Annotated in this window: 1 pseudogene; it reads left to right on the top strand. The window is 64.7% G+C overall.

Annotated elements, in window-relative coordinates:
- A pseudogene (locus tag APY03_RS42960) lies at positions 1-221 on the top strand (hypothetical protein); the annotation flags it as partial.

Raw genomic sequence — 221 nt, forward strand, 5'->3', positions numbered from 1 at the left:
GAGCGAATACGCGCTGGTGACGGTGTGGGACACGACGGCGCTGAAGGGCCAGGTGGCGGTGATCTCGCTGGCAGGGCTGTGCAACAACTGCGACCCCTACAACCCGAATGGCGGAACGCCCACCGGCATCCGCGGCACGACCTACGACCGCTGGTACGACTGGTGGCATGAGTGGATGGGTGTGTACCCGGGTCTGCCGAACATGGGCAACATCGCCTTCA

Source organism: Variovorax sp. WDL1 (assembly GCF_001541225.1).
GTDB lineage: Bacteria > Pseudomonadota > Gammaproteobacteria > Burkholderiales > Burkholderiaceae_C > Variovorax.